The 16,697-nt window shown below is 67.5% G+C and carries 20 protein-coding genes; 8 read left to right on the top strand and 12 right to left on the bottom strand.

Annotated features, from left to right (window positions below; genetic code table 11):
- Nucleotides 1-156 precede the first annotated feature (156 nt).
- Together GGG17_RS05215 and GGG17_RS05210 are read right to left on the bottom strand one after the other, a co-directional pair.
- Entirely contained in the window at nucleotides 157-1,566 is a 1,410-nt protein-coding gene (locus GGG17_RS05215; protein ID WP_154592714.1) for a GGDEF domain-containing protein, read from the bottom strand.
- The gene (locus GGG17_RS05210) at nucleotides 1,545-2,171 is read right to left on the bottom strand and encodes a hypothetical protein (RefSeq protein WP_154592713.1); all 627 of its coding nucleotides are present in this window, start codon (nucleotides 2,169-2,171) and stop codon (nucleotides 1,545-1,547) included. The genes GGG17_RS05215 and GGG17_RS05210 overlap by 22 nt, the downstream gene beginning before the upstream one ends.
- Nucleotides 2,172-2,470: 299 nt before the next feature.
- Between GGG17_RS05210 and GGG17_RS05205 the strand changes: the two genes are divergently transcribed.
- The 4 genes from GGG17_RS05205 to GGG17_RS05190 all read left to right on the top strand — a co-directional run bounded on the left by GGG17_RS05205 (nucleotide 2,471) and on the right by GGG17_RS05190 (nucleotide 6,019).
- Nucleotides 2,471-2,713 carry a hypothetical protein gene (locus GGG17_RS05205; RefSeq protein ID WP_154592712.1) on the top strand — a complete coding sequence of 81 codons (243 nt, stop codon included), beginning with the start codon at nucleotides 2,471-2,473 and terminating at the stop codon, nucleotides 2,711-2,713.
- A 1,414-nt stretch (nucleotides 2,714-4,127) separates the two neighbouring features.
- On the top strand, nucleotides 4,128-4,403 hold the full coding sequence (locus GGG17_RS05200) for a hypothetical protein (protein ID WP_311966436.1): 276 nt from the start codon (nucleotides 4,128-4,130) through the stop codon (nucleotides 4,401-4,403).
- A gap of 49 nt (nucleotides 4,404-4,452) precedes the next feature.
- Nucleotides 4,453-5,235: an SHOCT domain-containing protein gene (locus GGG17_RS16850; protein ID WP_154592711.1), complete on the top strand. Its 783-nt coding sequence runs from the start codon at nucleotides 4,453-4,455 to the stop codon at nucleotides 5,233-5,235.
- A complete protein-coding gene (locus tag GGG17_RS05190) occupies nucleotides 5,228-6,019 on the top strand; it encodes an HNH endonuclease (RefSeq protein WP_195849120.1) in 792 nt (263 codons plus the stop codon). Before GGG17_RS16850 ends, GGG17_RS05190 begins: the two co-directional genes overlap by 8 nt.
- On the opposite strand, the gene GGG17_RS05185 is transcribed toward GGG17_RS05190, so the two are convergent.
- Nucleotides 5,948-7,405 (bottom strand): DNA cytosine methyltransferase, encoded by a 1,458-nt coding sequence (locus tag GGG17_RS05185; RefSeq protein ID WP_311966435.1) that lies wholly within the window; start codon nucleotides 7,403-7,405, stop codon nucleotides 5,948-5,950. The genes GGG17_RS05190 and GGG17_RS05185 overlap by 72 nt on opposite strands.
- Before the next feature lie 137 nt (nucleotides 7,406-7,542).
- On the opposite strand from GGG17_RS05185, the gene GGG17_RS05180 reads away from it, so the two are divergent.
- Nucleotides 7,543-8,268, top strand: a complete 726-nt coding sequence (locus GGG17_RS05180) for a ScoMcrA-related endonuclease (protein ID WP_154592708.1) — start codon at nucleotides 7,543-7,545, stop codon at nucleotides 8,266-8,268.
- On the opposite strand, the gene GGG17_RS17325 is transcribed toward GGG17_RS05180, so the two are convergent.
- A complete protein-coding gene (locus GGG17_RS17325; protein WP_446471667.1) occupies nucleotides 8,155-8,751 on the bottom strand; it encodes a recombinase family protein in 597 nt (198 codons plus the stop codon). The two genes, GGG17_RS05180 and GGG17_RS17325, sit on opposite strands and share 114 nt — an antisense overlap.
- A 175-nt stretch (nucleotides 8,752-8,926) precedes the next feature.
- Between GGG17_RS17325 and GGG17_RS05170 the strand changes: the two genes are divergently transcribed.
- A complete protein-coding gene (locus GGG17_RS05170) occupies nucleotides 8,927-9,640 on the top strand; it encodes a hypothetical protein (RefSeq protein ID WP_154592707.1) in 714 nt (237 codons plus the stop codon).
- A 40-nt stretch (nucleotides 9,641-9,680) separates the two neighbouring features.
- Here the strand turns inward: GGG17_RS05170 and GGG17_RS05165 are convergent, their stop codons facing one another.
- From GGG17_RS05165 to GGG17_RS05145, 5 genes are all read right to left on the bottom strand, one after another.
- Nucleotides 9,681-10,214, bottom strand: a complete 534-nt coding sequence (locus GGG17_RS05165) for a hypothetical protein (protein WP_154592706.1) — start codon at nucleotides 10,212-10,214, stop codon at nucleotides 9,681-9,683.
- A gap of 312 nt (nucleotides 10,215-10,526) precedes the next feature.
- The gene (locus GGG17_RS05160; protein WP_038567594.1) at nucleotides 10,527-11,849 is read right to left on the bottom strand and encodes an ISL3 family transposase; all 1,323 of its coding nucleotides are present in this window, start codon (nucleotides 11,847-11,849) and stop codon (nucleotides 10,527-10,529) included.
- Between the two features lie 174 nt (nucleotides 11,850-12,023).
- Nucleotides 12,024-12,344, bottom strand: a complete 321-nt coding sequence (locus tag GGG17_RS05155; protein ID WP_154592705.1) for a DMT family transporter — start codon at nucleotides 12,342-12,344, stop codon at nucleotides 12,024-12,026.
- A complete protein-coding gene (locus tag GGG17_RS05150) occupies nucleotides 12,344-12,691 on the bottom strand; it encodes a DMT family transporter (protein ID WP_006947560.1) in 348 nt (115 codons plus the stop codon). The genes GGG17_RS05155 and GGG17_RS05150 overlap by 1 nt, the downstream gene beginning before the upstream one ends.
- A complete protein-coding gene (locus tag GGG17_RS05145; protein ID WP_160126279.1) occupies nucleotides 12,688-13,110 on the bottom strand; it encodes a TetR/AcrR family transcriptional regulator in 423 nt (140 codons plus the stop codon). The genes GGG17_RS05150 and GGG17_RS05145 overlap by 4 nt, the downstream gene beginning before the upstream one ends.
- Nucleotides 13,111-13,639: 529 nt before the next feature.
- Here GGG17_RS05145 and GGG17_RS05140 point away from each other — a divergent pair.
- Nucleotides 13,640-14,314: a hypothetical protein gene (locus GGG17_RS05140; RefSeq protein WP_154592704.1), complete on the top strand. Its 675-nt coding sequence runs from the start codon at nucleotides 13,640-13,642 to the stop codon at nucleotides 14,312-14,314.
- On the opposite strand, the gene GGG17_RS05135 is transcribed toward GGG17_RS05140, so the two are convergent.
- The 3 genes from GGG17_RS05135 to GGG17_RS05125 form a co-directional block, all read right to left on the bottom strand.
- The gene (locus tag GGG17_RS05135; protein ID WP_154592703.1) at nucleotides 14,280-15,065 is read right to left on the bottom strand and encodes a hypothetical protein; all 786 of its coding nucleotides are present in this window, start codon (nucleotides 15,063-15,065) and stop codon (nucleotides 14,280-14,282) included. The genes GGG17_RS05140 and GGG17_RS05135 overlap by 35 nt on opposite strands.
- A gap of 3 nt (nucleotides 15,066-15,068) precedes the next feature.
- A complete protein-coding gene (locus GGG17_RS05130) occupies nucleotides 15,069-15,515 on the bottom strand; it encodes a hypothetical protein (protein WP_154592702.1) in 447 nt (148 codons plus the stop codon).
- Nucleotides 15,516-15,736: 221 nt separating this feature from the next.
- Entirely contained in the window at nucleotides 15,737-16,195 is a 459-nt protein-coding gene (locus tag GGG17_RS05125) for a hypothetical protein (RefSeq protein WP_154592701.1), read from the bottom strand.
- Nucleotides 16,196-16,268: 73 nt separating this feature from the next.
- Here GGG17_RS05125 and GGG17_RS05120 point away from each other — a divergent pair, with 73 nt between their 5' ends.
- Entirely contained in the window at nucleotides 16,269-16,481 is a 213-nt protein-coding gene (locus GGG17_RS05120) for a hypothetical protein (RefSeq protein WP_154592700.1), read from the top strand.
- Nucleotides 16,482-16,697 lie beyond the last annotated feature (216 nt).

Below are 16,697 nucleotides of genomic sequence, written 5' to 3'. Positions count from 1 at the left end.
GTCCGAGGGGAGCCGGTGGACCCTGCGGGCCGCCTTGTCCACGGCGGCCGAGTGGTCGGCGCGACGCACGGCGTCCTCGACATGAGGCGGCCCCTGACGTCCCAATGGAGACATTTTGCGGCGAATGGCGCACGCCCTGGCGCCATTCAGCGGCAATCAGCGGACGAAGACCCGGATGCCGCTGGGAGAACCCTGGCCGCGCGCCCCCGGCGCCCCCGGCGGGAAGTCGAGTCCGCCGGCCCCTCGCTGGGCGCGGCGGCCCTCCTTGTCCAGCCGGGACGCCTCGTCGGCCTCGATCAGCGTCTGCCCGATGCAGCCCCCCGGCCCGCAGCTGGCCTGGCCCAGGGAGGCGGAGAGCCGGACGGGCAGGTCGGAGCTGTGCGCCTGCACCGCCTCCTGGACCAGCCCGATGAGGTCGACGGGGCCACGGCGGCTGGGGGTGACGGTCAGGACCGCGAACTCGTCGCCGCCGAGCCGGGCCACCGTGGCGTCGGACGGGACGCAGTCGCGCAGCACCTGCGCGAAGTCGCGGATGAGAGCGTCGCCCAGCTCGTGGCCGTAGACGTCGTTGGCGACCTTGAGCCGGTCGAGGTCGGCGCACAGCACCGTGGCGACGACGGGTCGTGCCGTGTCGGCCACGCGGTCCTGGGCCTCGGCGACGGCCTGCGTCCAGCCGCGGCGGTTGGCGACCCCGGTCAGGATGTCTCGGCGTGCTGCGGCGCTGGCTGCGGCATACGCGTCGTGCATGGCTATCGACTGCGCCAGATAGGTCTCCCGGTCGCTCGCGAAGAAGCGCACCAGCAGGATCGGGACGGCCAGGACCGCCAGCGCGAGGGGGTGGTGCGGGCGTACGGCGACGACCAGGGCCCAGCCGAGGACGGCGAGCAGGACGTCGAGCTTCCACGTCCACAGCAGCGGTCGCACCATCTCGCGCAGGGGCGTCCCGAGCCAACGGTCCGCAAAAGAGGCCGACAGCCCGTCGAGGAGCAGCTGCGCCGCGACGGCGGCGACGAGCGCGGCAGGGCCGGCCTGGACCATGCCGCCCGGGTCGCGGGTGCTCCACAGGACCGCGACCGGCGCCACGACGTGCAGGGCGTTGCCGGCCTCGAGGAGCAACGCTCGTGGTCCGCGCCGCCCGTCCAGCCAGCCACCGAGGAGCACGGCCACCAGGACGGTCAGGCCGACGCCGGGCAGCGGGGTGGCGAGAAGAAGCCCCATGAGCACAGGTTGGGTGGGCACCGAGCCCCCCACCGAGGACTCGAACGGTGACCGGAAGGCCACGAGGTAGAGGAGGCCGAGGCCGACTCCGACCAGGACGCACCGCATGCTCGGCGGGGTGTACGCCAGGGTCGCCATCAGCACCGCCGCGACGATGGCGAGCGCGCCGGGCAGGAGCGACAGGATGCGCGCGCCGACGGACGCATCGCGCCACTGCTCGTCGTAGTCCCGTGGCTCGGGGTTGCGGAAGGGAGGTGCGGACGCGTGCGAGGGGTATGGCGACGCCCCCGCCACCTCCTGGTGCCAGGGCTCGATCGGCCTGCTCGTCAGCCGTTCCGAGATCGCCATGGGTCGATCAGGACGTCGTCGACGAGGATGGTCCGGACGGAGTCGAAGGGGGTCGTGTTGACGAAGGCGATGGAGAGCTGCTGCACCGTGTCGGTGGCGTGGTTGGGCACGGGCACCACGGGGGACAGCTGCCACCCGGCGCGGGACGCGTCGAGGGTCGTGCCGTAGGTATAGGTCCCGGTCTCCGAGCGAACGGTCGTGCGGACGAGCAGCCGGCTGCCGACCTGTCCCGTGCCCTTGTAGAAGAAGCGGAAGGAGTCCTCTCCCTCCCCGACGCACAGCTCTGCCGTGCGTGTGGAGTCGCCCGGCCACAGCCGCAGCGAGCCTGTGAGCGCGGCCCGGTTGACGTACCACGGCTCGTTCTCCAGGGCGAGGCTGTAGATGCCGTTCCGGCCTGCTCCCCAGAGGGCGAACCCGCCGTTGGGAACCGGGAAGTACTCGTTGGAGTCGCCGAGGCGGGAGAGCATCGGTGAAGTGGTGCGCACGGGGCACCCCGACACGGCATGGGTGCTGTCGGTCCCGGCGGCCTGGGCGGTCGAGGCGCCCGCGAGCCCGGCCGTGACGGCGGCGACCGAGGCGATGAGCATCGCTGTGAACCTGCGCACGTGCACTCCTGGAGGGGCGGTCCGCAGCGGCGTCGGCACGCTGCGTGATGGCGTGCCCCTATCTCAGCAGGGGAGACCCGTCCCACGCCCTGGTTGACGGCGGAGGCAACCCCAATGGAGAGCGGAAATACCCCGGAGGGGCCAAGTAGCCCGCCAGCACGTGTGCGGACAGTGACCACCCGCGACGAAAGGTGAGCGGAGCCGTCACGGTGCGCGATGGGCTCGCGAGCCGCCGGTCCTCGCGGGCCCGTAGGGGAGGATGTGGTGGTCGTCCTTTTGCCGCACCGGAGGAGTCCACCGTGAGCACTCAGCCCCCGCACGTCCTGGTCCTGCCCACCGAGGGCGTCGCCGACCACGTGGCGACCCAGCTCCGCGAGGAGGGCTTCGACCCGGTGGAGGTGGGTGGGGGCCCCGGTGGCTGGACCGTGCGAATCACCGACTCGCGGCTCCCGGACGCCGACGGGGGCGGGGCGGTCGAGGGCCTGAGGACGCGCTTCCGGGCGCTCGCCGAGCAGCACCAGGGCACCTACGTCGAGTCCTGAGCCCGGCGGGCATCGAGCCGGAACCCGTGCCGAACGGGTCCTTGTCCACAGCTCGTCGCGTCCCGGCACGCCTCGTCCACAGGCGCGCGGCTCGCCCTGTCCTCCTGGCCCACCCTTCCTGACGATGGACTCGTCCAGCCAGGTGAGCAGGAGGAGAGGCAGTCATGGTCCAGTCGTTGGTGAGGTGCACGGGTCGCGTCCGGTGGTGGCTTCGCGGGCGGTGGGGGGAGGCTCGGGTGGTGGGTCTGCGCGTGGCGGGGATGACCACGGCGGAGTACTCCGTTAGCGCGTCATAGGACTCTCGGTTGGCTGAGCGGCCCGACATGTGCGAGCCGGTCGCCAGATGGGGTTGGCGCATGAAAACCTCATCTGCCCTCGGCATGGTCAGCGCCGCCCTGCTCGTCACCTTGTCAGTTGGTTGTTCCGCGTCCCCAGAACAGTCGCAAGCATCTCAGGCAGGGACTGCTACCACGCCCGATCAGGCTTCCAGCAGCAGTATCGCGGGCAGCGCCCCCGATTCAGTGAAGGCTTGGTTTGCCAGTAACTGCCCCACTGTGGTGGAGATTGACCCCACGTCGAACGCCCCATTCCTCGTGCAGGGCGCAGTGCGATTCCCGGACAAATCGGGCGATATCGACCTCAACAGATTGGACAAGTCTGACATGTCCGTATCCGTCTATCGAAGGGTACAGCCGCAAGAATGGTTTTGCATTCAGTGCTCGGCTCCTACCGTCACTGGAAAAAACAAGAAATAAACTCCACCCAGCACTGATCAATACATGAAGTTGACCGGTCCCGACTTAGGGACCGAGTCCTATGTGACCGGAAATTGCCCTGCGCCTCGGGTCAAACTCACGCAAGATGCCAGCGCGGAAGTTTCGGAGGATTCGAGTCGATGGGTGCTAGACCCAGCATCATTCCCCATGCAGGACGCGCTTAAGACTGCCAAGACGGCACCCGAGTGCCAACTGGAATCTTGCGGCGGTTGATCAGCCCTCCACTGAAATTTCGAACGTGTTTAAAAAAGGGTTTGGGGACTTTGTAGAGAACAGGGATACGTAGGGCTTATCCTGGTAGTGGCTTAAAGGAAAAGAGATAGCCACTATGGACATCGATTCCTTCATTTTTGATACTTCCGGAGGGTCCCTACTTCAACACAAGCCTTCCCTCTAATGGTGAAGGTCACTGGTACAGGTTCGGGTGAACCGAAACTCAAGGATGGCAATCAGCAAATGTCCGCTGATGGTCGCCCCATCTTTACTCTAGAGGGTGAAGTCATCCACCGCAATTACGCTGGTGGCATCGAAGGCGCAAAGAACATCTACGTGAATTCACTTGAGCCCCATAACGCTAAGCTCGACGTCTGCGGCGGGAGTTGCACCGGCGGGGTAGGCGGTTCCGGGTCATCTACCTGGTGCCAGGAAACCGGCGCTGTTCGGTGGACATCGCGTTCACGCGGCAGCGCCTCGCCGTCTTCGTCGACGGGTGCTACTGGCACGACTGCCCGGAGCACGGCACGGAGCCACGCAGAAACTTGGAGTGGTGGCGCGCCAAGTTCGCGGCGAACAAGGCGCGTGACGCCGACGGACCGCTCGCTCGACGAGGCTGGGTGGCAAGTGATCCCCATCTGGGAGCACGTCGCGCCGACGGAGGCGGCAATCAGGTGGACGAGGCGTTGAGGCGGTCGTGATGCCGCGCGCCAGGTGGCCACCTGGCGCCGATCTTCGTACTGTGACCTTGTGGAACGCCAACTCACGCTCGGGGTGGGCGAATCCGGCACGTCCGGGTCGCCGGCCTTCGATGAGTTGCGGGCGAGCATGGGGCGTGACCATGCCGTCCGGTCTGAGGTCGAGAACAGCCTGCAACTGCTTATCGACCGGTGCGACCCCTCCGACCGGGGCAACCGCTTCGTGGTCGGCGCGAGCGTCGAGTGGATCGTCGCTGCGGCAGCCTGGTCGACCGGCATCCTCAGCGCGCCCGGCGGGCACAACGTCGACGGCTTCGACCTTCAGGACTTGCAGGATCAGGCACGCGGATTGTGGAGCGTCAAGGCGTCCTTCCAGCCCAAACCCACGGCGTTCCGCATCACCAACGGTCTTGGTGGCGCAGGACGTGGGCTCACGGACCCCACCATCTTCATCCACCCGCGACTGCCCGGCATCGTCCTCGTTCATCCTGCCGTCCATGACGACGTCGCCGCCGAGGTGAAGGCGCAGCCAGACGGCACCACCTTGGCGTTCCGTCCCATCGCTGACCACGCTCGCGCGCGGCCGTCGTGCGTGATCCCCCTTCGTGTGCCGGAGAACGAGCATCGAGGCAAGGAGGACGCCGCGCTGCTCTTCGCCAAGGGCCTGGTCAGTCCAGAGCGCTTCCCTCGGCTCAGCGGCATCTTCACGGCGGCGGAGCCAAAGCGGGGAGGCTCCGTGGTAGACGAGATTCGTGCGTTGGCGGCGATGCGCGACTCGGGCGTGCTCACCGATGAGGACTTCAGCGCGGCGAAGCGGCAGGTGCTCGGTGGCTAGGGAGTACGGGCGCGACTACCCGGAGCGCCGGGAGATGGCCACGCTGTCGGACCTGCTCGGCATCCCGCACTTCACCGCCTCGAACGGCGGCACGGTGCGGAAGGACTTCCTGCTCGCCGTCGCGGAACGCCTTGGCGTTCCGGGCGCGGAGTTCATGTCGAAGCGCGACCTCATCAGGGCGACCTGGGAAGCCGCGCAGCGTAGCCCTATGCCGGACAGCAAGTTCTCGCCGGGCGACACGGTCACGAACGAGGTGCTCCGCGACATCCACGACGGGGTGGCGAGGCACGGCGTGCCGGGAGAGGCGCCGCCCGCACCGCCCGCACCGTCCTCGCTGCTGCCTGAGGACGACGACCTGCCCGAGTTCGACCCCACCGTGCTCGGTGATGAGCGCACGCGGCGCCTCATCGAGACGGCGCAACGCGAGGCTCAGGACCAGTTCCGGAGTGCTATCCTCGATGCCTACGGAGGACGTTGCGCCATAACAGGTTTCGACGAGGTCGCAACTCTTCAGGCGGCGCACATCGCGCCTTACCGGGGGCGTTCCTACAACCACCTGCAGAACGGCATCTGTCTGCGAGCCGACGTCCACGTGCTCTTCGACCGTGGCGCCATCGCCGTGCACGAGTCGAGCCTGGAGGTTCTGGTGAAGCCGCACCTCTGGGCATCGTCCTACGCTGACGTGCTGCGCGACCGCACCCTCATGGGACCCCTACGCCAGCGAGACCGACCGAGCGTCCCCGCCCTTCGCGGCCACCGGCTCTGGGCCGGATTCGTGGACTGACTGTTCCGCCTCGACAGCCTGCGGCGACAGGGAGTCCGGGCTGGGGTTGACCTTGTCGGGATCCAGGATGGCTGCGGTGATGTGCTCCGGGATGCTGCCGTCGTCCTGAAGGACGTGCTGACGCAGCGCGTACCAGGCTGCGCCGACGCAGACGCCGTTACCCACCTGCTTGTACGAGGCGGCGTTTCGCTGGTTGCCGAAGGTGAAGTCGCGCGGCATCCCCTGAAGGCGCGCTGCCTCGTGCGGGGTGATCCGCCGCTCACGCTTGCCGATGATGCTGGTCTGGGTGATGGCGACCAGGGCAGGCAGGTAGGTGGGGCGCTTGCACCGAATGCCGGAGGGGCGGAAGTGCATGACCGTCTCCCACAGAGAGCCGGTGTCCTGCGCCTGCCATTCGAGTTTGCGTCGGGACGGTGGGAACGTGTCGAACTCCGGGTGCTCGGCTCGCCACGAGTCGATGACTGCACGGTGCTGCTCGTAGAAGCGTGCGTTCTTGACGAGGAAGTCCGCCTTCCACGTCGGCAAGGTATCGAGGTCGTGAGCGGTGAATAGTTCTGCGACAGTGCGCCACTCGTCAGCCCACAGCGGGAAGCCGGGCAGGCGCTCACCGTCGCGGACCTCCAGGAGCCGCTGCACCAGGTCGTCCCACACGTCGACCCACTCACGCTCGGACGCCGTCAGTTCGTACCGATGGAGGTCGCCGATCTCGTCCTCGTCGTCGAGTGCCCAGTCGATCCGCCAGCGGTTGGGGTCCCACCCGTCCACCGGCCCGCGAACGAGCGTCGGGGACACATCCCGGTCTGCCCAAGCTTGCTCCTTGCCGACGTACGTGCCGAGGATGAAGACGCGGTCGCGCACCTGAGGGGTCCCGCCAAGGGATGGCGGCAAGAAGTGCGGCGAGAACACGGAGGGGGTGCCAGAGACGCGGTAACCGAGGTCACGCAACTGCGTGACGATGACGTGCCACTCGTGTGTGTGCCGGGGACCTACGAGGTTGCGAACGTTCTCCAGCAAGATGACCGGCGGACGGCGCTCTTCGAGGATGCGACAGATGTTGAAAAACAGTGTCCCCCTCGTCTCCTCCATCCCCTGCTGCTTGCCTGACTTGGAGAAGGGCTGGCAGGGGAAGCCGGCCGTGAGGACGTCGATGCGCTGCGGCACGCCCACGAGCGGACCGTCCGCTGGGGTGGCCTGGTTGATGTCCTCGTTGATGACGGGTTTCTCGTCCTCGGGAAGTTGGTTGACCCAGCGCGCGAGGTAGGTCTCGCGCGCCTCGCGGTCAATCTCCGAGACGAAGACGGCGTGCCCACCGGCGTGCTTCAGCGCAGCGTGGAACCCGCCGATGCCCGCGAAGAGGTCGGCGAAGGTGAAGGCGTGGGCGGTCACGAGGCTCCTTAGCACACATGTACGACAGGGCAAGTCTCGCTTAACGACCCCCAAAAGTCTTCATCGACGCGCACGAAGCCTCATGACCTGCGGAAACTCGCCCGCGATGATGTGCCTAGGTCGCTACTCTGTGTCACATGGTGCAACTGCCCAGGCTCACCGGTGACGCCGTGCTCAAGTCCATCAGGGAGTGCGATGCCCTGACCGAGGCCGAGTTCCTCGCGAGATACAAGTTCGGGAAGCAGAACATCCGGAACCGCATCGAGCACCAGGGGAGGACGTACCCGGCCAAGGCGGTCATGGGGCGAGCCTTCTTCCACGTCGACGAGACGGTGGTGACAGCAGCCGACCTTCACGGCGTGAGGGCGCTGCCGCGCCTGGCGCTGGTGGGCTTTCACCCGCCTCAGGGGGATGCCGTGGAGGGGACGCACGCGTCCACGTCTGGCGGACCGGCCGTCGAAGTCGTCCCGTGCGAGCAGAACGTCGCCGACGGCTTCGACACGCCTGCCCGTCCAGCAGGCACGGCGGCCCGGTTGGAGGCTGGCTTGATGGCCGGGCTTCAAGCCCACCTGCGCGGCCTCGGCCACCAAGTTGGGCGCGTTCACATTGCGGGGATGTACACCGACACCTATGACGTCACTGCCAATGTCCTGTACGAGGTCAAGGCCGGGATCGAGCGCAAAGACGTGCGCATGGCGATTGGTCAACTCTTCGACTACGTAAGGTATTTCGATAAATTGCCCCCGCGTCTAGCCGTGGTCTTGCCCGGGGACCCCGGTCCCGACCTTCGTGCCCTGGTCGCGTCCGTCGGGATGCTCCTGGTGACCCCCGAGGGGGACGGCTTCAGCGGGATTCCCGCCTGACCCAGCCGCTGACCGCCGTGTGCCAGCCAGCATGACAGTCGCAACGCCGATTCGTTCCGGTGTCATGACGGTCGGTCGCCCACCGGTCCGGCCGCGCGCCCGAGCAGCCGCCAGCCCGGCATAGGTCCTCTCGACCGGCACCTCGCGCTCCGCATTGGCGACCGCGAGCAGGACCAGGGTGACGAGCCGACCGCTGGCCGTCGTGGTGTCCAGCCCTTCGGTGAGGCTTCGGAAGCCAACGCCGCGATCCGCCAGCGAATCGATCCGTACGCCCACGTCGAGAGCGCGACCCAAACGGTCGAGACGCCAAACGGCGAGCATGTCGCCGGGTCGGGCATGCTCGACGAGGGAATCAAGACCAGCGACCGGTGGGCGCTTTGCCGCTGGCAACGTGCGTCCAGACCCGCTCGCATCCGGCGGCGCCGAGCGCGTCGGTTTGTAAGGACAAATCCTGACCGGCAGTCGATATTCTGGCGTACCCAAGCAGCATTTTGGTGTTCCCTCCGGTCAGTGGCAGCAAACTCATCACCGTCAGGGCTTGGCTGCCATGAGGTTTGCTGACGGGATTCCTGCCACCGCGTCCTGCGTGGGCGCCCGCGAACCGGGCGACGCGACCACCTGGCAGGGGAAACGGTCGTTTGCCTGCCACACTTCATCCATGCGCCAAAAGTCATGGCTCGGGCCGGTCATCGCGTTGCTTCTGGCCGGGGTCGCCATGATTGCCGACGTAACGGGCGCGCTGCCCGCCCTGAGCCCCGCCCGCCGGTTCGCTCGCGAGCACGGGGAGGCTGGATGGCTGTGCGCCCTCGTCCTCGCGGCTTGCAGCATCGTCCTGTTCCGTCAACGCCGTGAAGATGACCGGTTGAAGGCCGCGGTTGACGAGACTCGGCTCAGGCAGGTGCGAGCCGACATCGCATTGCTGGACGATGCTATTGGCGGGCTGTCCGAGAGGTCCGGCCCGCGCCGAGCGTTACATGCGCTTGATGGTGACGAGGAGCGGTTCAGCAGCACCCTGTTCGGCGACCGCCTGCGCGCCCTGCAGGATAGGCTCCCCCAAGTCTGGATGCGCGTCTACGATGACGAATTGCGCGAAGCGGTAACGGAACTCATCAGTGCACTTGACGGCTATTGGGTAACGTTGGAACCCGAGTTGGAGCGAGTGGGTCACCCCGTGGATGCCCTCTACGACATGCGGGTCGTTCCTTCGGGCACGGTGCCTGGTGAGCACTCGAAGGAGTCGGATTCGATACGCAGGCGTCGGTTCAAGCAACTGCGCGAGCAGCGTTGGTACTTCCTCGGCGCGCTCGCCGAGGTGGAGCGCCGGTTATACGACCTCCGGACCGAAGCCGGTCTCATCGACTCGAAGCTGTGACGGAGCCCTGGACCGACGGTCCGGGGCTCCGCTACCCGGATCAGGCGCGCTTCCTCCGGATCCAGAGGAAGGCAGCGCCTGCTGCCAGCGCTGCCAGCACGGTCACCGTGACGGTGCCGTCACGCCCGGCGTCCCACATCGTCTCCGCCAGCACGCCATCCGAGACGCCCAATGCGGCGGCGACCTGCGAACCGATGCGGTGCTTACGGGCTGCCGCCTCCAGGTGATCGCGCAGACCCAGGGCAAGCCAGACCAGGGCGGCGCCCGTGATGGCGGAGTCAAGACCGGCGACGAGGTACGCGATGACCGCGCCGATCCCGGCGGCAATCAGCGTTCGGCGCTCGGTCGAACGCGCGACCCGGCGGACGTCGAGGCGGGCACCCCGGTGGGCGAGGGACCGCTCCATCAGGACCAGGGCAGCCACCACACCGATGGCGCCGGTCATGACGTTGTCGGCGACGCTGCCCGCGCCGGTCCACGCCGCACAGACGGCAAGGATGACCAGCAGGTAGTGAGCCAGGGCGCCGACGGTCGCGCTGAGCACCCGGAACGCCACCACCAGCGAGTGGGGCATGCTCGGCTGTGGCTACAGCGACGTCCTGGCTGTCCCGCAGGGCGATCTCGATGAAGGCGGGGTCGGTCAGGGTCTTGGCGGCTTCGACTCGATCCGCGACGGACCCACCGTCACGCGGCGACGCGGTCCAGGCGTCCGGCATCCCCCGAAGGACCGCGGTGTTGGTGCCGAGGCGTTAAGCGCGGTTCTCGGTACGACGGCTGTCTGACTTGGTGTTCGGGCATCGGCGCCCACCTGTGCGACACATCGGGACCTCCTGGGTAGATTTCGGTGTCCCCCCCACTGGGTGCGGGATGGGCGCCTGTTACGGGCTCATCCCAGTCGAGGGTGTAGACGGGGTCTGAACCCGCCGGTCTCGAGCAGGCTCCTGGCGATGTAGTTGGTGAGGTTGCGGAACCCAAGAGCACTGCCGCGGAGGTGTTCGAGGCGGCCGTTGATCGCCTCGGTCGGACCGTTGGACGTGCCGGGGCGGTCGAAGTAGGCGAGCACGTCGTCGGCGCGCTTCCTCAGCGTCCGGCCGAGTGTGGTGAGTTCGACCAGCGCCCTCGGGACACCGCTGCTGATCGAGGCAATCAGGTTGGCCATGAGCTCGCGGCCGTGGTGGCGGTCTTCGTGGCGGTAGGCGGCGATCATCCGCTGGTAGATCCCCCAGGTCGCCTCGACCTCGACATGCTCCTCGGCCCCGAACAACGTGCGGAGTCGAGCGGCCTGCTTGTCGGTCAGCAGCTCGGCGCCGGTGTGCAGGGTCCGCCGCGCGGCATACAGCGGGTCGCCCTTCATCCCGCGGTGGCCGTGGATGGCCTGCTGCACCCGGCGCCGGCACCGGTCGAGCGCGTCCCCGGCGAGGCGGACGACGTGGAACGGATCCATGACCGCCACCGCGTCGGGGAGCTCCTCGGCGGCGGCGGTCTTGAAGCCGGTGAACCCGTCCATCGCGACGACCTCGATCCCGTCGCGCCAGGTGTCGGGTCGGGCGGCGAGCCAGGTCTTGAAGGCCTCCTTCGAGCGACCCTCGACCATGTCCAGCAGCCTGGCGGGGCCGGTCTTGTCGCGGATCGGGGTCAGGTCGATGATCACGGTGACGTACCTGTCGCCGCGCCTGGTGTGCCTCCAGACGTGCTCATCGACGCCGATGACCCTCACGCCGTCGAAGCGGGCCGGGTCGTCGATGAGAACACGTCGGCCTTCAGCAAGCACGGCGTCGTTGGCGGTGTCCCAGGCGACGTCGAGTCCCTCGGCGATCCGGGTGACGGTGAGGTGCTGCACGACCAGCGCTTCGAGCGCCCACCGCAGCCCACGGCGCGAGAGCTTCGACCGCGGCTCGGCCGCACGGGTGGTGTCTTGGCGCCACACGTGCCCGCAGCCGGTGCAGCGGTAGCGACGCACCGCGACCTCCAACACCGTCGGTCGCCACCCCAGCGGCTCGTGCGCGAGCCGACGGATCACGGTGTCCCGAGCAGCGCCTTCGGCGCCGCAGCGTCGACACCACTCGTCCGGGGTCAGGACTCTGCAGGCGAGCACCGCGCGGTCGGGCTCGAGGCGCTGGCCGGTCACGACGAGGTCGAGTTCGTCGAGTCGGCAGAACGTTGTCAGGTCCGGGCGAGCGAAGCGGGCCCGAGCGGTAGCGACAGGCAACGACGTCAGACCTCCGGATGTCAGGCGTGGAACGTCATCTTCCGAAGACCTCGACCACGATCTAGCCACCGTCGCGCCGGAGTCGCTTCGATCAACGAGTACACCTCATCAGAAGCCCGTTGCCAAGGCCTTGCTCCGTTGTGAGCGACGACGTCGTGGGGATGGGGATCTCAGTCAGTGCAGGGCGCCGAGCTCGACGAGAAGAACGCCGGCGATGATGAGTGCGATGCCGCCCATCATGAGCGCGGTGAGCGGCTCCTTGAAGAGGGCTTTGGACGCGACGGCCGTTAGGGCAACTCCGGACGCTGCCCAGATGCCGTAAGCGACACCGAGGCCCAGGCCCTCATTAAGGGCGAGGGTGAGAAACGCGAAGGCCAGGAGGTAGCCGCCGGCGACGGCGGCGTAGTAGGCGCGGACGCCAGTAACTGCCATGCGCAGCGAGAGGGTAGCGCTGACCTCGGCAATGATGGCTCCGAGGAGGAACAGGTAAGCCATCAGGTGGCTTCTTCGAGGTTCTTGACCGCGTGCTGGGAGCCGAGTTCGACGGTGAGGACGCCGGCAATGATGAGGACGATGCCGACGCCCATGAGTGCGGTGAGGGTTTCATCGAAGATCAGCGACGACATCACGGCGGTGGTGGCGACACCGAGGGCGCCCCAAATGCCGTAGGCGACGCCCAGCGCCATGCCCTGACGCAGAACGAGGGCGAGGAGAATGAACGAGGCGATGTAGCCAGCCGCGACGAGCACGTACAGTCCGGGTCGATCGAGTGCTCCCTTCAGCGACAGCGAACCGGTGACCTCGCTGAGGATGGCCCCCGCGAGCAGTAGCCACTTGGTCATGAGTTCTCCTGGATGAGGTGGTGTGCGAGTGCTCGAATGGCGTCGGTGTCCTCGTCGGATAGGGCGATGCCGTTGCCGGCGGTGTTGAGCCAGATGCCGTCGGCCAAGAGTCGGACGCCGTGGAGGCGGGCCCGCTGGTCGGCCGGAAGGGTCTCGGGGACGTCGACCCAGGCCCCCATGCGGCTGTTCCATCGCTCGGTGAGCGGCTCGCGCAGGCGGGGGTCGGTGAACATGACCAGGTCGCCGTAGTCGAACGGCCCGTCGCAAGCCCAGTCAACGTAGGCGGCGAGGCGTTCGCTGATCGTGGGTACGTTTGGGTTGGTGGTAGCCAGGCGGGCGGCCAGATCCCGCTCGTAGCCGTCGAGGAGGTGGTCGATGACGGCGGTCATCAGTGCTTCCTTGGTTGGGAAGTGGTACATCAGGCCAGCCTTAGTGATTCCTGCAGCGCGAGCTGCGGACACCAGGGAGACAGAGGCGCCAGTGCGGGCCCACGCAAGAGTGCTGGCGAGAACGCCGCCTCGCGCCGACGGTCGGTGGGCAGGTGCACTAGTACTCATATCGACAACTCTACCTACCGGTAGGGTAAGTAACAAACTCATGGTGAGCTGGGCCTCCCGAGCTGAGCGTCAGCATGCTAAGAGCGTGACCGCCCGGCACCTACGACGCCCCGGCCAAGGCGATCAACGGATGACTCGAACACCTCTGTGACTTCCGCGCGTGGGTTCCGAAACCTCATCAACTATCGCTAGGCCACTACTCAAAGCCGGCGACTTCCAGACCGCGACTACACCCTCGATTGGGATGAGCCCTGTTACGACCTTGCTTGACGCCGATGGCGTTGTCTCAGGTTCAGCCTCATTCGTCATGCGGCACGCACCACCGTCCCCCCTGGCCCTGGGTGTCCCGTCGTGCCACACTCACACCGGTCGGCGCACTGAGGGGGACATGATGCCGTTCTGGTTCCACTTCTTGATGTTTGCGTCCGTAGTGCTCGTGGGGATCCTGGTCAACCGTTTCACGGGCGCGTCGAGTGTCCGGGTCGTTGGCTACACCCTGGTCGGACTTTTACTCCTGGTGCTCGTGCAGGCCGGTCTGGCCATGCTCCAGCAACGCGATACCCCGGCAACCCAGTCGGCGCCGTCCCCCGCTGTCACCGACGCATCGCCGGCCACCACGACTACGTCGCCATCGGACATCCCCACTCCGCCGACCAGCGTGCCCCAACCGGTTGTTGCCGACCCGGCAGACCCGACGTCCAGCCCGACGGTCCTCCTGGATTCGCTGCGCGTGGAGGTCGGTCTGAGCAAGGTGAGTGTCGGCAGACGGGTGGGGGATGAGGAGTACCAACTCAGTGAGTGGGGTCCCGGGCGGGAAGTGCACCTCTCCTACGGGTGGGAGGGTCGCGCTGGCGTCGCCAAGGTCGAGGGCGAGTTCTGTGCCATCGTCCCGAGGATGACCGGCCCGGGCTATGACGAACTCGGTGACCGCTCCGCTGCCTGCTCGGCGCGGCTGGGCAGCCCCGACACGGTCTTCTCGCTGACCAAGCCGGGCGCCTACACCCTCACTGTGACCGACGGCAAGAGCAAGGTCATAGGGCGCAAGACCGTGACGGTGGTGCCGTAACCACCTTCGCGGCGAGTCCGGTCGCCGTCTCCGGCTTCACCCCCGCCTTGACGAGGCGCGCCTCGACCGCGGTCGCCGCGGTCTCCGGGCTCAGCCCGTCCGGTACCGCGCGCCGGGTCATGTCGAGCCACGCCTGCCCCTGACCGTTCACGAGAAGGCTGGTGGGGATGCCAGACAGTCGCTTCGTGAAGGCGGCACGAGCGTCTCGTTCCGCCGCTCGTGCCGCCTTGCGGGCTGCGACCGCAGCCGCCTTGGCAGCGCGAGCCTGTACCAGCGTGATCAGCCGCGCGGCTCGGATGGCAGCGCGGCGCTCATCGGCAGCCGCCCGGGCGCTGATAACCGCCGGATCATCAGCCAGGCGCTGAAGGGTGCTTGCCAGCAAGGCCGCGTCCGTGCCCGCAGCGGTCAGCCCGGCATCGTCAAGGGCAGCCAGAACGCGCTTTCGCTTCGCTCTGCTGACGGTGCCGAGGGCGGTGACGTCGCCGTGAGCGACGAGGGCGAGGAATGCCTCGGCGCCGCTGATGGCGCCCCAATCACAGTGAGACCAGATCGGCGACCAGACGGAGCGCAGAACCAGGGCGAGGCTGTCGTCGTCTCGTCCTTCGACAAGGGCATCAACGGTCGCACGGCTCCGGCCGTCGAAACGTGCGCTGACCGGTCCGGGCAGACGGCGGAGCCCGTAAATCCCAGCGTCCCGGGGCGTTGAGTCTTCACGACGAGACCGCCGATAGCGGTCGCGCGGCGTAGCCATGACCTAGCCGTGTCCGGCTTCGTCCATGGCGATCAGCGCCATGGTCGTCTGATCGAGGGCGGCGGTATCCCAGCCGCGTCGGGCGCAGAGTTCGCCCACGAGGGCGACGCTGAATCGGGCTTGGACCTCCTGCAGGGTCGTGCCGGTTGGCGGTCGGAGCGCGACACAGGCGACCCAGCGTCGTGCCGTGGCGAGGCTGAGCGATTCGTCGGCGTTCTGCTTGGCGAATCGTCGTGCGGCTTTGACCAGATGCCGCCAGGTGGACGATGCAGCGAGGTCGGCGACCGGCGTCACGACGGCGCGGGAACGCAGCCAGAGCCGGACGTGCGCGGCGGGGATGCCGTGGTCGGTGCTCGCCACGAGGACGGCGAGGATGGCGGATCGGGGCGGGGCGGACAAGCGTGCGGTCAGGGTCAGTCCGAGGACTCGGTCGTACTGGGAGAGATGCATTTTCCGGGTTCCTTGCTGGCACCTCCTACGGAGTATGGAGGTGCCAAGTAGTAGGCACAGGCGGTTCCTGCATCCACCCCGTGTGCGGCGCGATCCCTCGTCAGCGGTGCTGCACGGCACCGTCACGGAACGGTTCGTCCCCGGTCCGGCATTCGTGAAAGAGCAGCCGACCTGGCGGCTGCTCTTTCACTCTTCTTCTGCCACCCTCCGGGACCGCCGACCTACGAGCCCCTGCTTCTCCCGTTACCCGGGTCGGTGTCCATGTGCAGGTCGTTCCGGGCGCTCGTCATGAATCGGTCGAACTTCATGTTGAGGGGCGCCCAGTCCGGGTCTCCGCCGGCCTGATTTACCATCTCCAACGCGGCTGCCTTCGCAGCGTCGGCGGTCTCAGGCGTGGCGAAGACCTGCACGTTGATGGACGCGTCGATGCACGCCTCACCGGCTCGCTCGTACACGGGTTCTCCGTGCCGTGCGCTCGCGTCGTTGACGTTGTTCGAGACCGACGTCCAGGTTTCGATGAACTGGGTGTAGACCTCAGCGCGGCGCTCTGACAACCAGCGGACGTGTGCAGCCCGGTTGTTCTCCTTGGCGACTAGCCAGGAAACCCACCCGCTCGCCAGTCCGCCGAGCAGGGCGCCGCCAAGTGCGAAGGCGCCGGTGGTAATCGCGGCGTCAGCCATGGCGGTCCCCTCCGGTTGGTTGTCGCCGCGAGTCTATGCCCGCCTCGGATCGCCGTTACTGGATGATGAGGGCGTGGCACGGGAGCGGAGCGAAGCGGAATGGCAAGCCCTTGCGGTTGACCGTGCATCGGCGCTCGGCGTGGATGCGTGGACGGTCGCCGAGGCGGTCCACGCCGGGAACAAGATGCCGCGCGCCGAGGTGGACGCGGAAGGCTATTGGTTGCCCGTTCTGGCGCGGATCGACGCGCTCGCAGCCGCCGTGAACGAGGCGGACGAGCCGGGATGAAGCGCAGGCCTCCCGCACCCATTCGGGGTGCACGCGCACGGCGTGCGAACCGGAATGGAGAACACGATGCAGAAGAACCGAAGCCGAAGCCGCGTCCAGGCGGGATGCCCCGGCGGTGGGCGATTCGCCCGCGAGGTCGCCCCCGAGCAGGACCACATCTGTTTGGACGGACCGTCCACATTCGTGGGTGGTCCGCCTCGGAAGCGCAGCCTGACG

It is taken from the genome of Arsenicicoccus cauae, from assembly GCF_009707125.1.
GTDB lineage: Bacteria > Actinomycetota > Actinomycetes > Actinomycetales > Dermatophilaceae > Arsenicicoccus > Arsenicicoccus cauae.
Note: the sequence above shows the minus strand (reverse complement) of the source record. Positions and strands in the feature narration are given on the sequence as shown.

Bases quoted from the DNA above. Each gene is read 5' to 3' on its own strand.
- GGG17_RS05215 (WP_154592714.1), bottom strand. From the start codon at position 1,566: ATGGCGATCTCGGAACGGCTGACGAGCAGGCCGATCGAGCCCTGGCAC.
- GGG17_RS05180 (WP_154592708.1), top strand. From the start codon at position 7,543: ATGGTGCAACTGCCCAGGCTCACCGGTGACGCCGTGCTCAAGTCCATC.
- GGG17_RS05170 (WP_154592707.1), top strand. From the start codon at position 8,927: ATGCGCCAAAAGTCATGGCTCGGGCCGGTCATCGCGTTGCTTCTGGCC.
- GGG17_RS05165 (WP_154592706.1), bottom strand. From the start codon at position 10,214: ATGCCCCACTCGCTGGTGGTGGCGTTCCGGGTGCTCAGCGCGACCGTC.
- GGG17_RS05155 (WP_154592705.1), bottom strand. From the start codon at position 12,344: ATGGCTTACCTGTTCCTCCTCGGAGCCATCATTGCCGAGGTCAGCGCT.
- GGG17_RS05150 (WP_006947560.1), bottom strand. From the start codon at position 12,691: ATGACCAAGTGGCTACTGCTCGCGGGGGCCATCCTCAGCGAGGTCACC.
- GGG17_RS05145 (WP_160126279.1), bottom strand. From the start codon at position 13,110: ATGTACCACTTCCCAACCAAGGAAGCACTGATGACCGCCGTCATCGAC.
- GGG17_RS05140 (WP_154592704.1), top strand. From the start codon at position 13,640: ATGCCGTTCTGGTTCCACTTCTTGATGTTTGCGTCCGTAGTGCTCGTG.
- GGG17_RS05135 (WP_154592703.1), bottom strand. From the start codon at position 15,065: ATGGCTACGCCGCGCGACCGCTATCGGCGGTCTCGTCGTGAAGACTCA.
- GGG17_RS05130 (WP_154592702.1), bottom strand. From the start codon at position 15,515: ATGCATCTCTCCCAGTACGACCGAGTCCTCGGACTGACCCTGACCGCA.
- GGG17_RS05125 (WP_154592701.1), bottom strand. From the start codon at position 16,195: ATGGCTGACGCCGCGATTACCACCGGCGCCTTCGCACTTGGCGGCGCC.